This is a genomic window from Poritiphilus flavus (genome assembly GCF_009901585.1).
GTDB classification, from domain to species: Bacteria; Bacteroidota; Bacteroidia; order Flavobacteriales; family Flavobacteriaceae; genus Poritiphilus; species Poritiphilus flavus.
The window spans coordinates 743,675-762,125 of record NZ_WXYO01000002.1 but is presented as its reverse complement, the minus strand read 5'-3'; the positions used below and the strand labels follow the sequence as shown (position 1 = coordinate 762,125).

At 45.4% G+C, this 18,451-nt stretch carries 11 protein-coding genes; 10 read left to right on the top strand and 1 reads right to left on the bottom strand.

Translation table 11 applies throughout. From position 1 onward, the window contains the following. Positions 1 to 22 precede the first annotated feature (22 nt). The 9 genes from purL (at position 23) to GTQ38_RS06525 (ending at position 14,323) form a co-directional block, all read left to right on the top strand. Positions 23 to 3,700, top strand: coding sequence for a phosphoribosylformylglycinamidine synthase (gene purL, locus GTQ38_RS06565; RefSeq protein WP_161434668.1), 3,678 nt, complete (start codon positions 23 to 25; stop codon positions 3,698 to 3,700). Positions 3,701 to 3,779: 79 nt separating this feature from the next. Continuing rightward, the gene (locus GTQ38_RS06560; protein WP_238857819.1) at positions 3,780 to 4,280 is read left to right on the top strand and encodes a GNAT family N-acetyltransferase; all 501 of its coding nucleotides are present in this window, start codon (positions 3,780 to 3,782) and stop codon (positions 4,278 to 4,280) included. Between the two features lie 117 nt (positions 4,281 to 4,397). After that, positions 4,398 to 6,176, top strand: a complete 1,779-nt coding sequence (locus GTQ38_RS06555; protein WP_161434667.1) for an AMP-dependent synthetase/ligase — start codon at positions 4,398 to 4,400, stop codon at positions 6,174 to 6,176. A 124-nt stretch (positions 6,177 to 6,300) separates the two neighbouring features. Continuing rightward, complete coding sequence (locus tag GTQ38_RS06550) at positions 6,301 to 6,753, top strand: MarR family winged helix-turn-helix transcriptional regulator (protein ID WP_161434666.1); 453 nt, start codon at positions 6,301 to 6,303, stop codon at positions 6,751 to 6,753. Positions 6,754 to 6,757: 4 nt separating this feature from the next. After that, positions 6,758 to 9,163, top strand: a complete 2,406-nt coding sequence (locus tag GTQ38_RS06545; RefSeq protein WP_161434665.1) for a 3-hydroxyacyl-CoA dehydrogenase/enoyl-CoA hydratase family protein — start codon at positions 6,758 to 6,760, stop codon at positions 9,161 to 9,163. A gap of 26 nt (positions 9,164 to 9,189) precedes the next feature. Next, a complete protein-coding gene (locus GTQ38_RS06540; protein ID WP_161434664.1) occupies positions 9,190 to 9,564 on the top strand; it encodes a four helix bundle protein in 375 nt (124 codons plus the stop codon). 45 nt (positions 9,565 to 9,609) lie between these two features. Beyond that, on the top strand, positions 9,610 to 10,803 hold the full coding sequence (locus GTQ38_RS06535) for an acetyl-CoA C-acyltransferase (RefSeq protein WP_161434663.1): 1,194 nt from the start codon (positions 9,610 to 9,612) through the stop codon (positions 10,801 to 10,803). A gap of 160 nt (positions 10,804 to 10,963) precedes the next feature. Beyond that, positions 10,964 to 12,775 carry an acyl-CoA dehydrogenase family protein gene (locus GTQ38_RS06530; protein ID WP_161434662.1) on the top strand — a complete coding sequence of 604 codons (1,812 nt, stop codon included), beginning with the start codon at positions 10,964 to 10,966 and terminating at the stop codon, positions 12,773 to 12,775. A 108-nt stretch (positions 12,776 to 12,883) separates the two neighbouring features. Continuing rightward, entirely contained in the window at positions 12,884 to 14,323 is a 1,440-nt protein-coding gene (locus GTQ38_RS06525; protein ID WP_161434661.1) for a pyridoxal phosphate-dependent decarboxylase family protein, read from the top strand. Positions 14,324 to 14,335: 12 nt separating this feature from the next. Here GTQ38_RS06525 and GTQ38_RS06520 read toward each other — a convergent pair whose 3' ends face one another. Then, on the bottom strand, positions 14,336 to 16,138 hold the full coding sequence (locus tag GTQ38_RS06520; protein WP_161434660.1) for a glycoside hydrolase family 15 protein: 1,803 nt from the start codon (positions 16,136 to 16,138) through the stop codon (positions 14,336 to 14,338). Between the two features lie 101 nt (positions 16,139 to 16,239). Between GTQ38_RS06520 and GTQ38_RS06515 the strand changes: the two genes are divergently transcribed. Then, entirely contained in the window at positions 16,240 to 18,450 is a 2,211-nt protein-coding gene (locus tag GTQ38_RS06515) for a bifunctional alpha,alpha-trehalose-phosphate synthase (UDP-forming)/trehalose-phosphatase (protein ID WP_161434659.1), read from the top strand. The last annotated feature ends 1 nt before the right edge of the window (position 18,451 follow it).

Sequence of the window (18,451 nt, the reverse complement as noted above, 5' to 3'; positions counted from 1 at the left end):
AAAACTATCAACCTCTTAGTCCATGATCCATTTTTTCGGGGAGAAGACCAAAAAGGTTTTTGCCGTCCAGTCCACCAAAGAATTTTCTAAGGAAACCATCCAAAAACTTACATGGTTATTCGGCAACCAACCTAAAATCAACCTGGCGTCTCTCGACGCCTTTTTTGTTGGCCCAAGAGCGGCTATGATCACACCATGGAGTACCAATGCCACAGAGATAACCCAAAACATGGGAATTTCAGGTATTGAGCGGATAGAAGAATTCACAGCCGTCACTGATTCCTTCAATGACTTTGATCCCATGCTCTTTCAGAAATATCCCAATCTGGGGCAAGATATCTTTACGATTGATATGAAGCCGGAGCCTGTTTTGGAAATTGAAGATATCGGACGATACAATGAACAGGAAGGACTTGCTTTGAGCGAGGAAGAGGTAAGCTATCTTGAAGAACTTGCGGGAAGGTTGGGAAGAAAACTAACAGATTCTGAGGTTTTCGGATTCAGCCAGGTAAACTCTGAACACTGCAGGCATAAGATCTTCAACGGGACTTTTGTAATTGATGGCAAAGAAAAGCCACTTTCCCTTTTTAAATTGATCAAAAAGACCTCGGAAACCAACCCAAATTCCATTGTTTCTGCCTACAAAGACAATGTGGCTTTCATCAAAGGTCCGGAAGTTGTACAATTCGCCCCTAAGAAGGCGGATGAACCCGACTTTTACGCGGAAAAGCCCTTTGAATCGGTGATTTCGCTCAAAGCTGAAACCCACAACTTTCCTACAACCGTAGAACCCTTCAATGGAGCTGCTACAGGTTCCGGAGGTGAGATCCGAGACCGGCTGGCTGGTGGAAAAGGGTCTATTCCGCTTGCGGGAACAGCTATATATATGACCTCCTATTCGCGATTGGCTGAGAACCGCGACTGGGAAAACGGTATGCAGGAGCGCGATTGGCTGTATCAGACCCCAATGGATATACTGATCAAAGCCTCTAACGGGGCGTCGGATTTTGGCAATAAGTTCGGGCAGCCCCTTATCTGCGGTTCGCTTCTCACCTTTGAGCACGAGGAAAATAGTCGCAGACTTGGTTATGACAAGGTGATCATGCTTGCGGGAGGCATTGGATATGGCAAAGCAGACCAGGCACTAAAAGATACTCCGGCTAAGGGAGACAAGATCGTGATATTGGGTGGAGACAACTACCGTATCGGAATGGGTGGTGCAGCCGTTTCCAGTGCAGATACCGGAGAATTTGGATCACTGATTGAACTGAACGCCGTTCAGCGATCTAATCCGGAAATGCAGAAAAGAGCAGCCAACGCCATACGAGGAATGGTTGAGAGCCAGGAGAACCTGATCGTTTCCATACACGACCACGGGGCCGGCGGCCATCTCAATTGTCTTTCCGAACTGGTGGAAGAAACCGGGGGGAAGATACAACTGGACGCACTTCCAATAGGAGACCCCACCCTTTCCGCAAAGGAGATTATCGGTAATGAATCCCAGGAACGAATGGGTCTGGTAATCAGTGAAAAGGATATCAAGCTTTTAGAGCGGATCGCATCCCGTGAAAGATCACCTTTGTATGAAGTAGGTGAAGTAACCGGGGACCATCGCTTTGTTTTTGAATCCGAGAAAAGCGGAGAAATCCCTATGAATCTGGAATTGGCTGATATGTTTGGAAGTTCACCCAAAACTGTGATGTCAGACCAAAGTCTAAACAGGAATTACGCTTCATTGGATTATACCCTGAGCAATTTCAATACTTACCTGGAGAGCGTTTTACAACTCGAGGCCGTAGCATGCAAAGACTGGCTTACCAACAAAGTGGACCGTTGTGTGGGAGGCCTGGTGGCTAAACAGCAGTGTGCCGGCCCGCTACAACTCCCATTGAACAATTGCGGCGTAATGGCATTGGATTATAAAGGGAAGGAAGGCATCGCCACCTCTGTGGGCCATTCGCCAATTTCTGCTTTGGTAGATCCGGGAGCAGGGAGCAGGAACAGCATTGCAGAAGCATTGACGAATATTGTCTGGGCTCCGTTGACAGAAGGCCTAAAATCTGTTTCTCTTTCGGCAAATTGGATGTGGCCCTGCCGAAATGAAGGAGAAGATGCCCGATTATATGAGGCAGTTCAGGCGGTTTCTGATTTTGCCATTACCCTCGGTATCAATGTACCTACCGGAAAGGACTCCCTTTCTATGAAACAAAAGTACCCTGACGGGGAAGTTATCGCCCCCGGAACCGTGATCATCTCAGCAGCAGCACACTGCGATGAGATTGCCAATGTTGTGGAACCGGTATTGCAAAAAGGAGGCGGTGCGGTTTACTACATCAACATATCTCAAGATTCGTATAAACTTGGTGGCTCTTCATTTGCCCAGATATTGAACAAACTCGGGAACCAGGTTCCGGACATTAAGGATGCGGAATATGTCCGTAAGGTCTTTAACAGCATACAACAGCTTATAAGACAGGGACAGATCCTTGCCGGCCACGATGTCGCTTCAGGTGGTCTGATCACGAGCCTTTTGGAAATGTGTTTTTCTGACCTAAACCTTGGAGCAGATATTGATCTTAGTGATCTGGGAGAGCCGGATACGGTAAAACTACTTTTTGCTGAAAATGCCGGATTGGTTTTCCAATCCAAAGATGATAGCATTGAGGAGGTGCTGAAGGAAGCCGGGATAGACTACAGAAAAATAGGGCAAGTCACTGATAGATCCGTACTTAATATTAGAAACCATGAGGCAGCATTGGACCTGGACGTTTCTGCACTTCGTGATAAATGGTATTATACTTCGTATTTGCTGGACGATAAGCAAACTGCCAATGGACTGGCTAAGGCGCGATTTACAAACTACAAATCGCAACCCCTAAGCTACAGTTTTCCAACCCATTTTACCGGAAAGTCGGAGGCCTTTTCAAATCATGGACCAAGACCAAAAGCGGCCATTCTCAGGGAAAAAGGGAGCAATTCTGAACGGGAAATGGCCAACGCCATGTTCCTGGCGGGCTTCGATGTTAAAGACGTCCATATGACTGACCTCATTTCCGGTAGGGAGACTCTTGAGGATGTGCAATTCCTGGGAGCCGTAGGAGGATTTTCCAATTCAGATGTATTGGGAAGCGCCAAGGGCTGGGCCGGGGCGATCAAATACAATGAAAAGGCCAATGCGGTAATAAAAGACTTCTTCGCGCGCCCTGATACCCTTTCTGTTGGGATCTGTAACGGCTGTCAGCTGTTTATGGAATTAGACCTCATCAACCCGGATCACGAGATCCATGGTAAATTGACCTACAATGATTCCGGAAAACACGAGAGCAATTTTACATCAGTCAAGATCCAAAAAAACAATTCGGTAATGCTTTCCACCCTCGAAGGTTGCACCCTGGGGGTTTGGATCTCACATGGGGAGGGAAAGTTTAAGCTCCCCCATGAGGAAGAAACCTATGAAATTGTAGCCAAATACGGTTATGAGTCCTATCCTGCCAATCCAAACGGAAGTGATTACAATACCGCCATGCTCTGCGACAGTACCGGAAGGCATCTCGTTACCATGCCGCATATTGAGCGTTCTACCTTCCCATGGAACTGGGCCTATTACCCAGATGGCAGGGAAGATCAGGTATCACCCTGGCTGGAGGCGTTTGTGAATGCGCGTAATTGGATTTTGGAAAAAGCCGCTGTCTCTTCCTAATAAAGTACTGATAGGCTAATCTCGATTAACCAAATTTTACAAAAATCTTGCTTACTTTTCAAGGTCAACACAAGGGATAATGCCTGAAGGCATTATAAAACCAAATGAACTTATGATTTCCTCCAATATTCCACGAAGGGCAGAACTAAAAGACCTCCCTAAAATCGTAAAAATGCTGGCAGATGACCCGTTGGGACAAAAAAGAGAGCGCTTTACAGAACCTCTGCCTGCGGTTTATGTCGAAGCGTTTAATAACATCATCTCAGATCCAAACCAGGAATTAATGGTCCTGGAAAACGATTCGGGTGATATAATAGGCACCCTTCAGTTAAGTTTCATTCAATACCTCACCTATCAGGGCGGGGTCAGAGCACAAATAGAAGCGGTTAGGGTACATAAATCTTATCGCGGGCAGGGAATAGGACAAAAGCTCTTTGAATGGGCAATTTCAAGGGCTGAGGAGCGTGGAGCCCATTTGGTTCAACTCACTACCGACAAAAAAAGGCCCGATGCGTTGAACTTTTATCAAAAGCTCGGTTTCACTGCGAGTCATGAGGGTATGAAGTTACATTTCACTTAAGGACCGTTGCTCCAACTTAGTATTCGTTAAAGTTACCGCTAATCAGGGATTTAGAAAGTCCGATTTTTGAATCCGGTTTCCTTTTCCTATTTTGCGATTACCATAGAGAAACTTAGTATGCAAGAGATTACCAGACTTTTCGATTTTCCATATTTCCAACTGGAGAAATTCCCATTGGACAATGCTTTAGTTACCAAATACAATGGCGAATGGGTAACAACTTCCACTCAGGAGTACGTGGACAAGGCAAATGCCATTAGCCGGGCACTACTGCGAATGGGCATTGGGGCGAATGACAAGATAGCGTTGATATCCATGACCAATAGGACTGAATGGAATATCATGGATATCGGAGTACTTCAGTTAGGTGCACAGAACGTTCCCATCTACCCTACTATTTCGGAAGAAGATTATGCCTATGTACTTAATCATTCCGAATCCAAGTATTGCTTTGTTTCCTGTGCAGAAGTCTATGAAAAGGTAAAAGCGATAAAAGCGCAGGTTCCTTCACTGATTGAAGTATATTCTTTTGATGAGGTTCCAGGCTGTAAAAACTGGGAGGAGGTACTGGAACTTGGAGCGGACAATTCCAACCAAAACGAAGTAGAAAAACTAAAAGAGGTCGTTAAAGCAGACGATCTGGCCACCCTGATCTATACTTCCGGAACTACAGGTAAGCCTAAGGGCGTTATGCTATCGCATATGAATATTGTAAGCAATGCCCTGGAAAGTTCGGAACGGCTGCCCATAGCGGATGGTTCCGTAAGAGCGTTGAGCTTCTTACCAGTTTGCCATGTTTATGAGCGTATGTTGATGTATCTCTATCAATACAGGAGCGTGGCGATCTATTTTGCAGAATCCCTGGAGACCATCAGTGATAACCTCAAAGAAACCGAACCGCATGTAATGACCGCCGTGCCAAGACTGTTGGAAAAAGTATATGACAAGATAATCGCAAAAGGAAACGATCTCAGCGGAATAAAAAAGAAACTCTTCTTTTGGGCGGTAAAGGTCGGATTGCGTTTTGAGCCCTATGGACAGAACGGATGGTGGTACGAACAGCAGCTAAAATGGGCCAGAAAGCTTATTTTCAGTAAATGGAAAGCCGGTTTGGGAGGAAATCTTGCGTTGATAGCATCCGGTAGTGCCGCTTTGCAACCCAGACTGGCACGAATATTCAATGCGGCTGAAATGGGCGTTATGGAAGGTTATGGGCTTACCGAGACTTCGCCCGTTATTTCTGTAAACGATATGCGCAACGGTGGATTCAAAATTGGAACCGTTGGCAGACCAATCGGCAGGACAGATGTAAAGATCGCGGAGGATGGCGAGATCTGTATAAAGGGACCACAGGTTATGCTGGGCTATTACAAGGATCCGGAAAAAACTGCCGAAGTGATCAAAGATGGATATTTCCATACCGGCGACATAGGCGAGTTAGATGCTGACGGTTTCCTTAAAATTACGGACAGGAAAAAGCAGATGTTCAAGACCTCCGGAGGTAAATACGTAGCACCTCAGTTGCTGGAAAACAGATTCAAACAATCACAATTCATAGAACAGATCATGGTAGTTGGAGAAGGCGAAAAAATGCCGGCAGCTATAATACAACCCAACTATGAGTTTCTTTATGACTGGGCCGATAAGAACAATATTACTTTCGGAGAAAACTCTGATATTGTGGTTAATGATCAGATACTAGCCAAGTACCAGGAAGAAGTAGATCTTGCAAATGAGAGTTTTGCGAAGTGGGAAAAGGTAAAACAGTTCAGGCTCACCCCGGACGTTTGGTCAGTTGACGATGGTCATCTCACACCCACTATGAAGCTTAGAAGGAAGATCATTAAAGAGAAATATATAGCACTCTATAACGACATCTACGGCCGTCGGACCTAAGATCCGGGCTACCCCCCTTTCAACATCCCCCCAACTGAAAGTCGACTTATTTGTTAATATTTTAATGCAATTTATTATGCATGCATAATAAATTTTTATATCTTTGATAACCACATTTTACCTTATGAAGGAAATAACAATAGATTATGCCCTACGCGCTACCTGGCAAGCGGTAGCCAGAATGTACAACGAAGAGGCCAAGCATTTCGGCACTACAATGGCCGTTGGCTTTACGCTTTTGAGCATTGATCCTAAAACCGGCACCCCTTCTACCGCTCTGGGTCCTAAAATGGGCATGGAAGCCACCAGCCTTTCCAGGATACTGAAGAGCATGGAAGAAAAGGGCCTCATCGAAAGAAGGCCAAACCCTGAAGACGGGCGCGGCGTATTGATCCACCTGACCCCTTTTGGGCTTGAAAAACGAGGAGATTCTAAAGACGTTGTCATCAGATTCAACGACGTAGTAAGGGAAAATGTGAGCAAAGAGAAACTGGATCACTTTTTTGAAGTAATAGAAATCATTAATCAGCTAATAACAGATAAGAAGATCTACAGCAAAAATTCTGCAACGAACTAAACCTATGAACAAGCACATTAATAAAGTGGCTGTCATCGGCTCCGGAATAATGGGGAGCGGTATTGCCTGTCATTTTGCCAATATAGGAGTGGAAGTACTGCTTCTGGACATTGTACCCCGAGAACTTACTGAAAAAGAAAAAGCGAAAGGCCTGTCACTGGATGACCGTGTAGTCCGAAACAGGCTGGTTAATGATTCGCTCAATGGGGCATTGAAATCCAAACCCTCCCCGATATATCACAAGAGTTTTTCGAAACGCATTACCACAGGCAACCTGGAAGACGATATAAGCAAAATTTCAGAGGTTGATTGGATCATTGAAGTGGTTGTGGAGCGTCTGGATATTAAAAAACAGGTGTTCGAGAATCTTGAAAAGTACAGAACGCCTGGCACTCTGATCACATCGAACACTTCGGGAATCCCTATTCAGTTTATGAGTGAGGGCCGTAGTGAAGACTTTCAGGTTCATTTTTGCGGAACACACTTCTTCAATCCTGCCAGATATTTAAAACTGTTTGAGATCATTCCGGGTCCCAAGACCAAACCGGAAGTCCTGGAATTTCTGAACGCCTATGGGGAAAAATTCCTGGGTAAGACCTCCGTGCTTGCCAAGGACACACCTGCCTTTATAGGAAACCGTATTGGAATTTTCAGTATTCAGAGTCTCTTCCATATGGTTAATGAACTGGGTATGACCGTTGAGGAAGTGGATAAACTTACCGGTCCGGTAATCGGCAGGCCTAAATCCGCAACCTTCAGAACAGTAGATGTGGTAGGCCTTGACACCCTGGTTCATGTGGCCAACGGGATAAGCGAGAATTGTAAGGATGACGAACGACACCAGCTGTTTAGCCTTCCGGATTTTATCCAAACCATGGTGGAAAACAAGTGGTTGGGAAGTAAGTCTGGTCAGGGATTTTATAAAAAAGTAAAGGGAGACAAGGGCAAGAGCGAAATACTTACCCTGGACCTGGGTACTATGGACTACAGGTCTAAGAAAAGTGCCAAGTTCGCCACACTTGAACTCACCAAAACGGTAGACAAGGTTATTGATCGCTTTGAGATCTTAGTGAACGGCAAGGACAAGGCCGGAGAGTTCTATCGCAAAAGCTTCGGAGCCCTTTTTGCCTATGTATCTCACAGGATTCCGGAAATCAGCGACGAACTCTACAAGATAGATGACGCGATGAAAGCCGGCTTCGGTTGGGAACACGGGCCGTTCCAGGTATGGGATGCTATTGGCCTGGAGAAAGGTCTGGAACTAATTAAGGCCGAGGGGCAGGAAGTAGCTTCTTGGGTTACCGAAATGAAGGATGCGGGAATATCTTCGTTCTATTCCGTAAAAGAAGGGGCCACTTATTACTATGACATTCCTAAGAAAGCCATGGAGAAGGTGCCGGGCCAGGACGCCTTTATCATATTGGACAACATTCGCAAATCCAACGAAGTTTTCAAGAATAGCGGCGTTGTAGTGGAAGACCTGGGAGACGGTATTCTCAATGTGGAGTTCCAATCCAAGATGAATACCATAGGAGGAGATGTCATTGCCGGCCTCAATAAGGCTATAGACCTGGCGGAAAAGGACTTCCAGGGATTGGTTGTAGGAAATCAGGCAGCCAATTTTTCAGTTGGGGCCAATATCGCGATGATCTTTATGATGGCCGTTGAACAGGAGTATGACGAACTGAACCTGGCCATTAAAATGTTCCAGGATACCGTAATGCGAATGCGTTACTCCTCTATCCCAACGGTTTCCGCCCCGCATGGAATGTGTCTTGGAGGTGGTTGCGAGCTTACCCTGCATGCGGACAAGGTTGTTGCCGCGGCCGAATCCTATATCGGATTGGTAGAATTCGGAGTGGGCGTTATCCCGGGTGGCGGAGGTTCCAAGGAAATGGCGCTCAGGGCTTCAGATACCTTTAGGAAAAATGATGTGGAACTGAATGTTCTTCAGGAATACTTTTTAACCATAGGGATGGCCAAAGTCTCTACTTCCGCCTATGAGGCCTACGATCTGGGCATCCTCCAGAAAGGAAAAGATATCGTTGTGGTAAACAAGGACAGGCAGATTGCCACCGCCAAGGCTTATGCCAAACTTATGGCTGAGTCTGGTTATACCAGGCCGGTTAAGCGAAAAGATGTAAAGGTGCTCGGTAAACAGGCCCTGGGAATGTTCCTGGTTGGAACAGATTCCATGGAGGCCGGACACTATATTTCCGAACACGACAAGAAAATTGCCAACAAGCTGGCCTACGTCATGGCCGGAGGTGATCTTTCAGAAGCCAGTTACGTAAGCGAACAATACTTGCTGGACCTGGAAAGAGAAGCCTTCCTTTCGCTTTGTACAGAAAGAAAAACGCTGGAAAGAATACAGCATATGTTGAAGACAGGTAAACCATTAAGAAATTAGATGTGTAGATAATAGAGCCTAGACAGATGAGTAGACACAATTTTAAAAAACTTAAGATCTGGCAAGAGGGAATTGAACTGGTGAAAGAAAGTTATGGAATCACCAGAAACTTTCCTGATTTCGAAAGATTTAATCTTGCGAGTCAAATGAACAGATCTGCAGTTTCTATACCATCTAATATTGTAGAAGGCTCAAGCAAAAGTACGAATAGGCATTTTAAGATCTTTCTGGAAAACAGCCTGGGATCGGCATTTGAATGGGAAACACAGCTAATAGTAGCGCATAGTCAATCATATCTAAATGATGGCTTATTTAAAGAATTGGAAACTAAAGTATTACAGATTCAAAAAATGATAGGATCGTTCATAGATAACCTTAGTGACAAGAAGTCCAGCATCTAGGCTCTGAACGTCCAGTTACTTGAACCATCACAATATAAATGAGCAATGAATAAAACAGCATATATCGTAAAAGCCTATAGAACGGCTGTAGGCAAAGCCCCAAGAGGATTATTCCGTTTCAAAAGGCCGGATGAACTGGCAGCGGAGACCATAGAACACATGATGAAAGAGGTGCCCCAATTGGATAAAAAGCGCATCGACGATGTCATTGTTGGAAATGCAATGCCAGAAGCCGAGCAGGGTCTGAATATGGCTCGACTCATATCCCTTATGGGCCTTGAGATAGAGGATGTACCCGGGGTAACAGTGAATCGCTATTGCGCTTCGGGACTTGAAACCATTGGTATCGCTACGGCAAAGATACAGGCCGGAATGGCAGACTGTATTATCGCCGGAGGAGCGGAAAGCATGAGTTACATTCCTATGGGAGGGTACAAACCCACTCCGGACTACGAGGTAGCCAAGGAGGGTAATGAGGACTACTACTGGGGAATGGGACTTACTGCGGAAGCGGTGGCCCAACAATTCAATGTATCCCGGGAAGATCAGGATGAATTTGCTTACAACTCCCATATGAAGGCCTTAAAGGCACAGGAAGGAGACCGTTTCAAAGAACAAATTGTTCCTATTGAAGTTGAACACACTTTTATTAATACAGTTGGCAAAAAAGAGACGAAAAACTATACCGTTGGCGTGGATGAAGGACCCAGGGCGGACACTTCTAAAGAAGTCCTGGCTAAACTGCGTCCGGTATTTGCGGCTGGCGGAAGTGTAACCGCTGGTAATTCTTCACAGATGAGTGACGGAGCTGCCTTCGTATTGGTAATGAGTGAGGAAATGGTGAAAGAACTCAATCTGGAGCCCATCGCCCGTCTTGTTAATTATGCAGCTGCCGGGGTGGAGCCCAGGATCATGGGGATCGGGCCGGTAAAAGCAGTGCCAAAAGCCCTTAAACAAGCTGGGATGAAACAATCTGAGGTTGAGCTGATTGAGCTCAATGAGGCCTTTGCTTCCCAATCCCTGGCCGTGATACGGGAACTAGACCTTAATCCTGATATTATCAATGTCAATGGAGGTGCTATCGCTTTAGGTCATCCCCTCGGCTGTACAGGAGCTAAATTGTCCGTGCAACTGTTTGACGAAATGCGGAAAAGGGACATGAAGGGGAAATACGGCATGGTGACTATGTGTGTTGGAACAGGCCAGGGCGCAGCAGGCATCTATGAGTTTTTGAATTAAAAAGGATAAATCCTGTGAAAGTACATAAACAATAACACCCTGAAAAAACTGGAAGATAACATAGAAGAATGGCAAAGAATGACCATGAGCTTTCAAAATGGTCTTAAAATAGAAATCTTTTAGCTCTTTTCTTTCCTCTTTTTTCTCAAATCAAATATCTATGAGTACAGAAACCTTAAATAAAGAATTGCTGAGAGGCGGGCAGTTTTTGGTAAAGGAAACCAAATGCGAGGATGTTTTTACGCTCGAAGACCTGTCTGAAGAACAAAAGATGATGCGTGAAAGCACTAAGGAGTTTGTCGACCGCGAGTTATGGGCCCATTGGGAGCGCTTTGAGCAAAAAGACTATGCCTATACAGAGGAATGCATGAAAAAGGCCGGTGAGCTTGGACTGCTCAGCGTTGCTGTTCCTGAATCCTGTGGAGGAATGGGTATGGGTTTTGTGTCAACCATGCTGGTGTGCGACTACATTTCCGGTGCCACCGGATCCTTTAGCACCGCATTCGGGGCGCATACGGGAATTGGAACTATGCCGATCACTTTGTATGGTACCGAAGAGCAGAAACAAAAATATGTGCCGAAACTAGCTTCCGGCGAGTGGTTCGGAGCCTATTGCCTTACCGAACCCGGAGCTGGTTCTGATGCAAATTCAGGAAAGACCAAAGCTGTACGCTCCAAAGATGGGAAGTACTACAGTATCAGTGGACAGAAAATGTGGATCTCTAATGCTGGTTTTTGCAAACTGTTCATTGTATTTGCCCGTATAGAGGATGATAAGAATATTACAGGTTTTATAGTAGAGAATGATCCTGATAACGGTATTAGCCTTGGGGACGAGGAAAAAAAGCTGGGAATTCACTCCTCCTCTACCCGGCAGGTATTCTTTAATGAAACCAAGGTACCTGTTGAAAACATGCTTTCCGAACGAGGAAACGGTTTTAAAATAGCCATGAATGCTTTGAATATCGGAAGGATCAAACTGGCAGCCGCATGCCTGGATGCACAAAGGAGGGTAACCGGCGAGGCCGTGAAATATGCCAACGAACGCATTCAGTTCAAAACCCCTATTGCTAATTTCGGGGCTATAAAGGTTAAGATCGCTCGTATGGCTACCAACGCCTATGCAGGTGAATCTGCTTGCTACAGGGCAGCCAAGGATATTGAAGATCGTATCGCTATCCGTGAAGCCGAAGGCAATTCGCATCAGGAGGCCGAGCTCAAAGGGGTTGAGGAATACGCTATTGAATGTTCCATACTGAAGGTTGCGGTGTCCGAAGATGTACAAGACACCACAGATGAGGGAATACAGATCTTTGGTGGCATGGGCTTCAGCGCGGACACTCCCATGGAATCTGCCTGGAGAGACGCCAGGATCTCAAGAATATACGAAGGAACAAACGAGATCAACCGCATGCTCGCAGTAGGAATGCTGGTAAAGAAGGCGATGAGAGGTCATGTAGATCTGCTGGGACCCGCAACGGCGGTTGGAGAGGAACTGATGGGGATCCCTTCTTTTGAAACGCCTGACTTTTCAGAACTCTTCTCAGAAGAAAAGGAATTGCTGGCCAGACTCAAAAAAGTGTTCCTCATGGTGGCGGGAAGTGCCGTCCAGAAATACGGTACTGAATTGGACAAGCACCAGCAACTGCTAATGGCTGCTTCCGATATCCTGATCGAGATCTATATGGCAGAATCAACGCTACTAAGAACCGAAAAGAACGCCAAAAGGTTTGGAGAGGATTCTCAGGCAGCCCAGATAGCCATGGCCAAATTGTACCTCTACGAGGCGGTAGATACCACCATTCAAAAAGGCAAAGAAGCGATAGTATCATTTGCCGAAGGAGATGAGCAACGTATCATGCTTATGGGTCTGAAGCGATTTACCAAGTATACCAATCAACCCAATGTAGTTGCGCTTCGCACTCAAATAGCAGACAAAATAGCCGCTGACGGCGGATATACCTTTGACTAATTCAAATCAAAACTTTTGTGAGACAGAAGTTGAAACCATCCTCCGAATGAGGATGGTTTTTGTTTTTACAAGGATTGTTAGGAAGGCAAATACCCTTACATTTACGTTATGGGTAAAGATTTATTAGGTGAGGTATATTCACCATCTGATTTCAGGCATCAGGGGCACCAACTCATAGATAAACTGGCAGACCATTTGGAGGAGTCACTTAAAGGGGAAAACTCCAAAGTAATCGATTGGAAAATACCGGTAGAAGAGCATAAGTTTTGGAAGCGGTTCTTCAAGGAAGGCGATCCGGACGATTTCCTCGAGCGAATGCTTGAACATACCATTCACATTCACCATCCTAAATACATGGGGCATCAGATAAGTCCGGCCGCGCCGATCACGGGGCTAAGCGGGCTGCTAAGCGCCTTTATGAATAACGGCATGGGGATCTATGAAATGGGCGCAGCACCTACCGCAATGGAAAGGGTGGTTACAGACATGTTGTGTAGTACTGTGGGTTATCCGGAAGGCGCCAACGGTTTTCTTACCTCCGGCGGTACCCTGGCTAACCTCACCGCACTCTTAAGTGCAAGAAAAAATAAAGCTTCTCATGATGTGTGGAACGAGGGAACCAAAACCAATCTGGCGGTAATGGTTTCTGAGGAAGCGCATTATTGTATAGATCGGGCGGTCAGGATCATGGGACTGGGAGAAAATGGGATCATCAAAATCCCGACCAATGCCGATTTCAGCATAAGGACGGATAAACTGGAAGAAGCTTATCAGCAAGCAAAAGAAAACGGCCTGGAAGTCTTTGCCATAGTTGGCAGTGCTCCCGCGACAGCAACCGGGATCCATGACAACCTTGAATCCCTGGCGCGATTCGCACAAGAAAATGGCCTGTGGTTCCATGTCGACGCGGCCCATGGCGGAGGGGCTTTCTTTTCGGAAAAATACAAACACCTTTTATCCGGTGCGGCTATGTCTGATTCCGTGGTTATTGACGGACATAAGATGATGATGATGCCCGGCATTACCACTGCCCTACTGTTCCGGGACGGAACCAATTCCCATACAACCTTCAGGCAGAAAGCAGACTATCTTTTAGAGGCCTCCAGGGAAGAAGACTGGTACAACCTGGCCAAGCGAACATTTGAATGTACCAAACATATGATGAGTTTGCACTGGTATATGCTGCTGAAGCAATACGGCCCTGTAATATTTGACACTTTTGTTAGTACCCTTTACGATCTGGGCCATCAATTTGCCGATCTCATTGATCAGCATCCCGATTTTGAGCTTGCCGTAAGGCCAATGACCAACATTTTATGCTTCAGGTACCGGGATAAGAACCATGATGAGGAAGCCTTAAATCGTATTAACCAAAAGATCAGGCAACAGATCCTGGAAGAAGGTACCTTCTATATCGTACAAACAAAACTCAGGGGAAAACACTATTTGCGAACAACGATAATGAATCCGTTTACTACCGCGGAACACTTTAGAGGGCTATTAGAAAACATTAAACAAAAAGCTGAGCAATTAAGTCCTAGAAATTAGTGTTTGGCAGTCCTATTCGCGCATGGATTCCAAAACCTTTTCCTCCCCTGCTTTGTTGGCAAAGTTGACCGCGCATTCTATAAGCGCAAGGTGGGAATAGGCCTGTGGAAAATTACCCAATAGCCTTTTGGTTTTGAAATCGATGTCCTCACTAAACAGCCCCAGGTGATTACTATAGCCCAGGATCTGATCAAAGAGTTTCATTGCCTCGTCTTCCTCCCCTATTTTGAACAGGCTATTGATGTACCAAAATGTACAGATAGTAAATGAAGATGAAGGAAGACCGAAATCATCTTCGTTCTTATAACGATAGAGTAAGCCGCCGTTGTTAAGATCTTTTCCAATAGCTTTTACCGTACTCACAAATTTAGGGTCCCTTGCGTGAATAAAACCGTAAGATTCCATGAGCAATACCGATGCGTCCAGGTGGTCTGAGCCATAGGATTGCGTAAAGGCATTGACCTTTTTGTTCCATGAGTTTTCAAGAATATCCTGTTTGATCTCCTGCTCCAGGGGAACCCACTGATCCAGTTTACGGGTTTTCTTAAGGATACGCGCTACTTTGATAGCCCGGTCTATGGCCACCCAGCACAACACTTTTGAGAAAGTAAAGTGTCGGTCTTCTGTCCGGAATTCCCAAATTCCTTTATCTGGTTCACGCCAGTGCCTGGTAACGATCCAGACGATACCTTTGGTTATCCCCCAAAGTTCCTCCCCGTTTTCAATATCGGTACTGAATCGGACCAATTGAGCGTGCATTACATCCATCAATATCCCATAGATATCATTCTGCTTTTGCGCATAGGCGGCGTTTCCTATTCGAACCGGTTTAGATCCCTTATAACCGCTTAAATGGTCCAGCGTTTCTTCCGTGAGGGTCTTTTCCTTATTGATCCCGTACATTATCTGCAGCTTCTCGTCCTTATCCGGAATAAGGTCAATTATGAACTGTAAATACCTTCGGGCAACATTCTTGTGCCCCAAATTGGCCATAACCTTTATAACCATGGAGGCATCACGGATCCAGCAAAAGCGATAATCCCAATTGCGTACCTCCCCAATAGTTTCAGGTAAGGAAGTTGTGGCTGCTGCAAGAACCGCCCCGGTCTTGTCATAGCTGAGCAATTTCAAGGTAATAGCGCTCCTGGTGATCTCTTTGTTGTATTTGTTATAAGTGGGGGTACGGTTGGTCCAGTTTAGCCAATAGACCTTGGTGCGCTCAAGGTCCAGATATATTTTCCTTGAAGTGGGTTGTAATATCTTTTCATTATATCCTAAAAGAAAGTAGCCGTTTTTGGTAACCTCCAGTTCCCGGCCTTCAACCACGGCATTTTTGTTAAATGAGGTATACAGGAAAATTGTGTCGAATTTTTCCTTGGTGGTAAGGCTGACTACAAAATTCTTTTTGACATAGGTCTTGGTTTTTCCCAGCGCGTACTCCAGTTTCGGATCATAGTGCACCCGAAACTTTGGTTTGCCCTGTATATGTCTTATATGCCTGGCTACTTCCGGTGGTGCGTGATACTTACCGCTCTCAGTGTAATAACGCGGCATGAAATCATGCACTTCAAAGATGTTGTCCCCATCAGAGAACTTCGTGATCAGTACTGCGGTATTTTTTTTATACCGTTGGCTGATCTCGTAGGAATCGTCAACCAGGATCTCAAAACTACCCCCCTTCTCAGTATCCAGTAGCTTGGCAAAGACAGAAGAAGAGTCAAATTCAGGAAGGCAACACCACTCTAATGAACCAGTTTTGGAAATTAATGCCGCACTTCTGCAATTTCCGATAATTCCGTAATCCAGATTGTCCATTTTTAAATATCCGCTAAATGTTTTTTACAAGTTGGTTTTGCCGTGCAATTTGACGAAATTTAGAGAAATTAAAAGCAATTCCCGCCAAAAACCTCCTTTTTATGGGCAAAACTATCATAATCTCAAATAGACTCCCCGTACAGCTACAAATTAGCAATGGAAGCATTACCGCTGTACCCAGCGTGGGAGGATTGGCGACAGGCATGAAATCCGTTCATTCCGGTGGAGACAGTCTTTGGATAGGTTGGAGTGGACTCACAGATGAGGAAATTCCAAAAGAGCTTGCTCCGCAGATAGATAAAGCCCTTGCAGAACACGGCTCCTCCAAGGTAAACCTCAGCCAGGAAGAAGTGGACGGGTTTTATTTCGGTTTCAGTAACCGGACCATCTGGCCATTATTTCACTACTTTTTGGAATATTCGGAGTTTGAACTCGACAGTTGGAATACCTACAAAAATGTAAATCAAAAATTCGCGGATGCCGTCCTTGCCAGTTCTGATGAGGAAGACACTATATGGATACATGACTACCAATTGATGTTGGTTCCGCAGATGGTTAGAAAACAAAGGCCCAACATCGCCATTGGTTTCTTCTTGCATATTCCTTTTCCATCTTACGAGATTTTCCGTACCCTGCCCTGGAGGGAAGAAGTATTAGAGGGCCTGCTCGGATCGGATCTGATCGGGTTTCACACTTACGACTACGAAAGGCACTTTCTGAGTTCCGTTAGAAGATTGCTGGGACTGGAAGTGCATTTCAATGAAATAGATGTTAGCAATAGATTGGTTAAAGTGGATTCTTTCCCCATGGGTATTGATTACAAGAAATTCAGTACAGCTGCCAAAAATCATGGCAACAATAAGGCTAGTGAGCAATCTGATCTTCAACGAAGGTTAAACAAGCACAAAGAATCTACACCGGATGCCAAATTCATCCTTTCCATAGACCGGCTGGATTATACCAAAGGGATCGCTAAACGATTGAATGCCTTTGAGTATTTCCTCAAAAAATACCCGGAATACAAGGAAAAAGTCCGACTAATCATCCTGGCTGTTCCTTCCCGTTCCAACGTGCCTCAATATCAACTCCTTAAAAGAGAAGTGGATGAACTCGTGGGGCGGATCAATGGAGAATTGGCAACGGTCAGTTGGACACCCATCTGGTACTTTTACAGGTCGCTACCCTTTGAGAACCTCATTGACCTGTACACTTCCAGCGATATCGCATGGCTTACTCCTATTCGCGATGGTATGAATCTGGTGGCTAAGGAATACATTGCTACCAGGACAGATAAAACAGGGGTTTTGATCCTGAGCGAGATGGCCGGATCTGCCAACGAAATGAATGAAGCCTTGCTTATTAATCCCAATAATTTTGAACAGATATCCGAATCGCTCTACCGGGCTATCAATATGCCTGTAGAAGAGCAGAAAGAACGAAATTCTCAGCTTCAGAAACGTCTTGAGCGTTACAATGTGGAAAAATGGGCCAATGATTTCATGACTTCTCTAAGAGAACAAAGAGAGCTCGATGCCATAAACATTTCCAGGAGAATCACGGAAAGCCTTCAAAATTCCCTGGTAGAGAAATTCGGGAAAGCTGACGAAAAGATCCTATTCCTTGACTATGATGGTACCCTGGCGGGCTTTCAGTCCGACCCCCAAAAAGCCAGTCCGGATAAAGAATTGTACAAACTGCTGGATGAGCTGAACAAACAGCCGGACACTACAGTTTTTTTGATAAGCGGCAGGGACAAGGACACTTTTGAACGCTGGTTTCTCAAAAAGAAGTACAATATGATCGTAGAGCACGGGGTTTGGATTTCCAGGGACGGTGAGCCTTTTAGTTTGCTGGAACAAGTAAAGAATGACTGGATGGAAAAAATAAGACCTGTTTTGGAGTCCTTTGTAGACCGTACCCCCGGCTCATTTATCGAGGAAAAGAATTACTCCCTTGCCTGGCACTACCGCAATACGGATCCGGATTTTGGGAACCTTAGGGCGACAGAACTTACCACCGTGCTTACAAGTCTTATCGGTACTGACGATATCAGCGTGCTCTCCGGGAATAAGGTACTGGAGATCAAGAGCAGTAATGTAAACAAAGGACGGGCCGCGATGCGAATGATATCTGAAAAGGAGTACGATTTTATCTTTGCCATAGGAGACGACTGGACGGATGAGTTTATGTTCCAGGAATTACCCAATGATAGTATTACCGTAAAAGTAGGGCGTCAAAAGACTCAGGCCCAGTACTTTGTAGAGAACACGGCAAGGGTACGTGCGCTTCTTCAAAAATTTGTGACGAATTAAT

Coding starts and splice junctions, on each gene's coding strand:
- purL (WP_161434668.1), top strand. CDS start 23: ATGATCCATTTTTTCGGGGAGAAGACCAAAAAGGTTTTTGCCGTCCAG.
- GTQ38_RS06560 (WP_238857819.1), top strand. CDS start 3,780: ATGCCTGAAGGCATTATAAAACCAAATGAACTTATGATTTCCTCCAAT.
- GTQ38_RS06555 (WP_161434667.1), top strand. CDS start 4,398: ATGCAAGAGATTACCAGACTTTTCGATTTTCCATATTTCCAACTGGAG.
- GTQ38_RS06550 (WP_161434666.1), top strand. CDS start 6,301: ATGAAGGAAATAACAATAGATTATGCCCTACGCGCTACCTGGCAAGCG.
- GTQ38_RS06545 (WP_161434665.1), top strand. CDS start 6,758: ATGAACAAGCACATTAATAAAGTGGCTGTCATCGGCTCCGGAATAATG.
- GTQ38_RS06540 (WP_161434664.1), top strand. CDS start 9,190: ATGAGTAGACACAATTTTAAAAAACTTAAGATCTGGCAAGAGGGAATT.
- GTQ38_RS06535 (WP_161434663.1), top strand. CDS start 9,610: ATGAATAAAACAGCATATATCGTAAAAGCCTATAGAACGGCTGTAGGC.
- GTQ38_RS06530 (WP_161434662.1), top strand. CDS start 10,964: ATGAGTACAGAAACCTTAAATAAAGAATTGCTGAGAGGCGGGCAGTTT.
- GTQ38_RS06525 (WP_161434661.1), top strand. CDS start 12,884: ATGGGTAAAGATTTATTAGGTGAGGTATATTCACCATCTGATTTCAGG.
- GTQ38_RS06520 (WP_161434660.1), bottom strand. CDS start 16,138: ATGGACAATCTGGATTACGGAATTATCGGAAATTGCAGAAGTGCGGCA.
- GTQ38_RS06515 (WP_161434659.1), top strand. CDS start 16,240: ATGGGCAAAACTATCATAATCTCAAATAGACTCCCCGTACAGCTACAA.